The organism is Rhizobacter sp. P2_H2 (assembly GCF_056403375.1).
The window spans coordinates 1-4721 of sequence record NZ_JBFUFP010000388.1; the positions used below are offsets into that span (position 1 = coordinate 1).

The 4721-nt window shown below is 67.1% G+C and carries 4 protein-coding genes; all 4 read left to right on the top strand.

The window, feature by feature from the left end:
* Positions 1 to 2208, top strand: a 2208-nt coding sequence (gene secA / locus AC1D15_RS18640; protein WP_477827152.1) for a preprotein translocase subunit SecA, incomplete at its 5' end; no start/stop codon positions are given.
* Positions 2209 to 2271: 63 nt separating this feature from the next.
* Positions 2272 to 2874 carry a GNAT family N-acetyltransferase gene (locus AC1D15_RS18645; protein ID WP_477827153.1) on the top strand — a complete coding sequence of 201 codons (603 nt, stop codon included), beginning with the start codon at positions 2272 to 2274 and terminating at the stop codon, positions 2872 to 2874.
* A gap of 9 nt (positions 2875 to 2883) precedes the next feature.
* The gene (argJ, locus tag AC1D15_RS18650; RefSeq protein ID WP_477827154.1) at positions 2884 to 4113 is read left to right on the top strand and encodes a bifunctional glutamate N-acetyltransferase/amino-acid acetyltransferase ArgJ; all 1230 of its coding nucleotides are present in this window, start codon (positions 2884 to 2886) and stop codon (positions 4111 to 4113) included.
* Between the two features lie 275 nt (positions 4114 to 4388).
* A partial coding sequence (locus AC1D15_RS18655) for a hypothetical protein (RefSeq protein ID WP_477827155.1) occupies positions 4389 to 4721 on the top strand: 333 nt, incomplete at its 3' end.

Sequence of the window (4721 nt, forward strand, 5' to 3'; positions counted from 1 at the left end):
GGCTTMGACTACCTGCGCGACAACATGGTCTACGAGACGGCCGACCGCGTGCAGCGCGGCCTGGCCTATGCGATCGTCGACGAGGTGGACTCGATCCTGATCGACGAGGCGCGCACGCCGCTGATCATCAGCGGCCAGGCCGAAGACCACACCGAGCTGTACGTGCGCATCAACGCCGTCGTGCCGCAGATGAAGAAGCAGATCGGCGAGCTCGACCTGCGCACCGGCGAAGGCGTGATCGAGCCGGGCGACTTCACCGTCGACGAGAAGACGCACCAGGTCTTCCTGACCGAAGACGGCCACGAGAACGCCGAGCGCATCCTGCGCGAGRCCGGCCTGCTGGTCGAGGGCGCGAGCCTGTACGACCCGCAGAACATCACGCTGATGCACCACGTGTACGCCGCGCTGCGCGCACGCCACCTGTACAACCGCGACCAGCACTACGTGGTTCAGGACGGCGAGGTGATCATCGTCGACGAATTCACCGGCCGGCTGATGACGGGCCGCCGCTGGTCCGACGGGCTGCACCAGGCGGTCGAGGCCAAGGAAGGCGTCGACATCCAGAGCGAGAACCAGACGCTCGCGTCGATCACCTTCCAGAACTACTTCCGCATGTACGGCAAGCTGGGCGGCATGACCGGCACGGCCGACACCGAGGCCTACGAGTTCCAGGAGATCTACAACCTGGAGACCGTGATCGTCCCGCCGAACCGGCCGACGGTGCGCAAGGACGAGCTCGACCTGGTCTACAAGACCAACAAGGAGAAGTTCAACGCCGTCATCGAGGACATCCGCGACTGCGTCAAGCGCGGCCAGCCGGTGCTGGTGGGCACGACCTCGATCGAGAACTCGGAGCTGATCTCCACGCTGCTGCAGAAGGCCCAGCTGCCGCACCAGGTGCTGAACGCCAAGCAGCACGCGAAGGAAGCCGAGATCGTCGCGCAGGCCGGGCGCCCGGGCGTGATCACGATCGCGACCAACATGGCCGGGCGCGGCACCGACATCGTGCTGGGCGGCAACGTCGAGAAGCAGATCCAGCTGATCGAGGCCGACGAGGGCATCGTCGAAGCCGACAAGCTCGCGCGCTCGGAGACGCTGAAGAGCGAATGGCAGGGCCTGCACGACCAGGTGAAGGCGGCCGGCGGCCTGCGCATCATCGCGACCGAGCGGCATGAATCGCGGCGCATCGACAACCAGCTGCGCGGCCGTTCGGGCCGCCAGGGCGACCCGGGTTCGTCGCGCTTCTACCTGTCGCTCGAAGACCCGCTGATGCGCATCTTCGCCGGCGACCGCGTGCGCGCGATCATGGACCGGCTGAAGATGCCGGAGGGCGAGGCGATCGAAGCCGGCATCGTCACGCGCAGCATCGAGAGCGCGCAGCGCAAGGTCGAGGCGCGCAACTTCGACGTGCGCAAGCAGCTGCTCGAGTACGACGACGTGTCGAACGACCAGCGCAAGGTGATCTACCAGCAGCGCAACGACATCCTCGAGGCGCCGCAGCTGGAAGCCCAGGTGTCGAGCCTGCGCGAGAGCACGCTGACCGACGTGGTGCGCACCTATGTGCCGGCCGAGAGCGTCGAGGAGCAGTGGGACCTGGACGCACTCGAGAAGACGCTGCGCGACGAATGGCAGCTCGAGGTGCCGGTGAAGGCGCACGTCGAGAAGAGCCAGGCGATCACCGACGACGAGATCGTCGAGATGGTGGTGAAGGCCGGCCACGAGGCCTTCGCGGCCAAGCTCGCGATCGTCGGTGCCGAGCAGTTCCTGCCGTTCGAGCGGATGATCCTGCTGCAGCAGATCGACCAGCACTGGCGCGAGCACCTGGCGGCGCTGGACTACCTGCGCCAGGGCATCCACCTGCGCGGCTATGCGCAGAAGAACCCGAAGCAGGAGTACAAGCGCGAGGCCTTCGAGCTGTTCAGCCAGCTGCTCGACGTCGTCAAGATGGACGTGACCCGCATCCTGATGACGGTGCGCGTGCAGACGCAGGAGCAGGTGGCGCAGGCGGCCGAGGCGATCGAGGAGCGTGCCGAGGCGATCAGCAACGTGACCTACACGCACCCGAACGAGGATGGCAGCGTGTCGCAGGACCCGGACGCCGCGGCACTCGCCCGGCTGGCGAGCGGCTTCCCGCCGGTCGGCCGCAACGATGCGTGCCCGTGCGGCAGCGGCAAGAAGTACAAGCAGTGCCACGGCAAACTCGCTTGACTTGACCTGACGCAGCAAACGACGGAGCCTTCGGGCTCCGTTCTTGTTTTGGGGATTCCGTCGATGGATGAAAGCACGCTGCAAGGCGCGCCGAAGGAGCTGTTCACGCCGCGGCTGCGGCTGGAGCATCCGCGCGAATCGCACGCGGCGGTCGTGATGGAGAGCGTGAATGTTTCGCTCGGCGAGCTGCGCTTCATCGCGTGGGGGCAGGCGCCCTTCACGGCAGAGCGAGCCGAGCGCTTCTGCCGGCGCAATGCCGAGCGGGTGGCGGCTGGCGAGTGCCTGATCTATTTCGCGTTCGACCGCGACACCGGCGCCTTCGTCGGCAACCTCGACCTGCACAGCTTCGATTTCGAGGTGCCGCGCTGCCAGATCGGCTACGTGGCCGATTCGCGGCAGGCCGGGCGCGGGCTGATGCACGAGGCCGGCGCGGCGCTGGTGCAACTGGCATTCGAGCTGGGCGTGATGCGCGTCGAGGCCTGGTGCGATGCCCGCAACCACCGCTCGATCCAGTTGGCCGAGCGGCTGGGCATGCAGCGTGAGGGCGTGTTGCGCGCGTACGAGCGCGACGAACAAGGCGGTTTCAGCGACCAGGTCGTGCTGGCGCGACTTCATGATGACATCGCCTCTTTCTACAATGCCCTCCCATCCTTGCTGCCCGACTGAGAGACCGCCATGCCCGTCAACCTGAGCGCCCCCGATCCGAAGACCCTGCACCCCGTTCCCGGCGTCAAGCTCGGCATCACGATGGCCGGCGTGCGCAAGGCCAACCGCCGCGACCTGAGCGTGATCACGCTGGCCGAGGGTTCGCAGGTGGCGGGGGTCTTCACGAGCAACCGTTTCTGTGCCGCGCCGGTGCAGCTGTGCCGCAAGCACCTGGCAAGCGGCACCGGCCCGCGCGCGATCGTGATCAACACCGGCAACGCGAATGCCGGCACCGGCGAAGACGGCCTGGTGCGCGCGTTCTCGACCTGCGTGGCGCTGGCGCGCCACCTCGAGCTGGCGCCGGAGCAGGTGCTGCCGTTCTCGACCGGCGTGATCATGGAGCCGCTGCCGGCCGACCGCATCGAGGCTGGCCTGCCGGCAGCGCTGGCCGACCTGAAGGAAGACAACTGGGGTGTCGCGGCCGAGGCCATCATGACGACCGACACGCTGCCGAAGGCGGCGTCGCGCCAGCTGCGCATCGGCGGCAAGACGGTCACGGTGACCGGCATCAGCAAGGGGGCGGGGATGATCCGCCCGAACATGGCGACGATGCTGAGCTTCGTGGCCACCGATGCGGTGATCGCGCCGGCGCTGATGCAGGGCCTGGTGAAGGAGGCGGCCGACCTGTCGTTCAACCGCATCACGATCGACGGCGACACATCGACCAACGATTCGTTCGTCGTCGTCGCGACCGGGCAGGCCGGGCATGCGCCGATCACGAGCGTGGACAGCGCGGAAGGTGCGGCCTTGCGCGAGGCGCTGGTCAGCGTGGCGCAGCAGCTCGCGCAGGCGATCGTGCGCGACGGCGAGGGTGCGACCAAGTTCATCACCGTGCAGGTGGAGGCAGGCGCCAGCGAGGCCGAGTGCCAGCAGGTGGCGTATGCGATCGCGCACTCGCCGCTGGTGAAGACGGCCTTCTTTGCGAGCGACCCGAACCTGGGTCGCATCCTGGCGGCGGTGGGTTATGCCGGCATCGCCGACCTCGACCAGACGAAGATCGACCTGTTCCTCGACGACGTGCATGTCGCGAAGCAGGGTGGGCGCAACCCGAGCTACCGGGAGGAAGACGGGCAGCGCGTGATGAAGCAGAGCGAGATCGACGTGCGGGTGGTGCTGAACCGCGGGCAGGCATCGGCGACGGTGTGGACCTGCGACCTGAGTTACGACTACGTCARGATCAACGCGGATTACCGGAGCTGAGTCTTCTCCACGTTGCGTTTGCGCGGCAAAGGCGCGGRTGGGGAGGCTGTGGCTCGCCGGCCGGTGCGGTCTTCGCCCCTGGCGGGGCAAAGACTTCCCTCCGCTGACTGGTTTCATGGCCCGTCGCCCAAACTCCCTCCGTTCGCTTCGCTCACTGTGGTCAAACAGTGTGCGACAGTCAGTTCACGAAGCGTGCTGGCGCACGCGGGCCATGAAAYCAGCCAGCTCCGGCGCCCCGTCCTWATTGGCGCTCCACAGCCTCCCCAYCCGCGCCTTTGCAACAACCGCTGTGCTACTTCGACCTGTACTTCGCAAACCGCGCGGAAACACAGATGGGTGAATCTTGGCGAGTTCTTGCGGCAGTGACCTGCACGGCAGTGTTCGCCGTCATCCTGGTTCTCCTCTGGCGCTCGGCCATTGCGGGTGTTGGCAAGGCCGTGCTCAGCGTGCTGGTGCTGTTGGTGGCGTCCGTGCTCCTGCTCATGCTTTCGGCTCGTCCGGCTTGCGGGCCTGAGTCGGAATGGAAGCGGGCGACCTCGTGCAAATGGCAGGCGCGCGTCGTGTTTGGGGGCAAGTCTGAACAGACGGACGAGCGCGCGGGCGCTCGC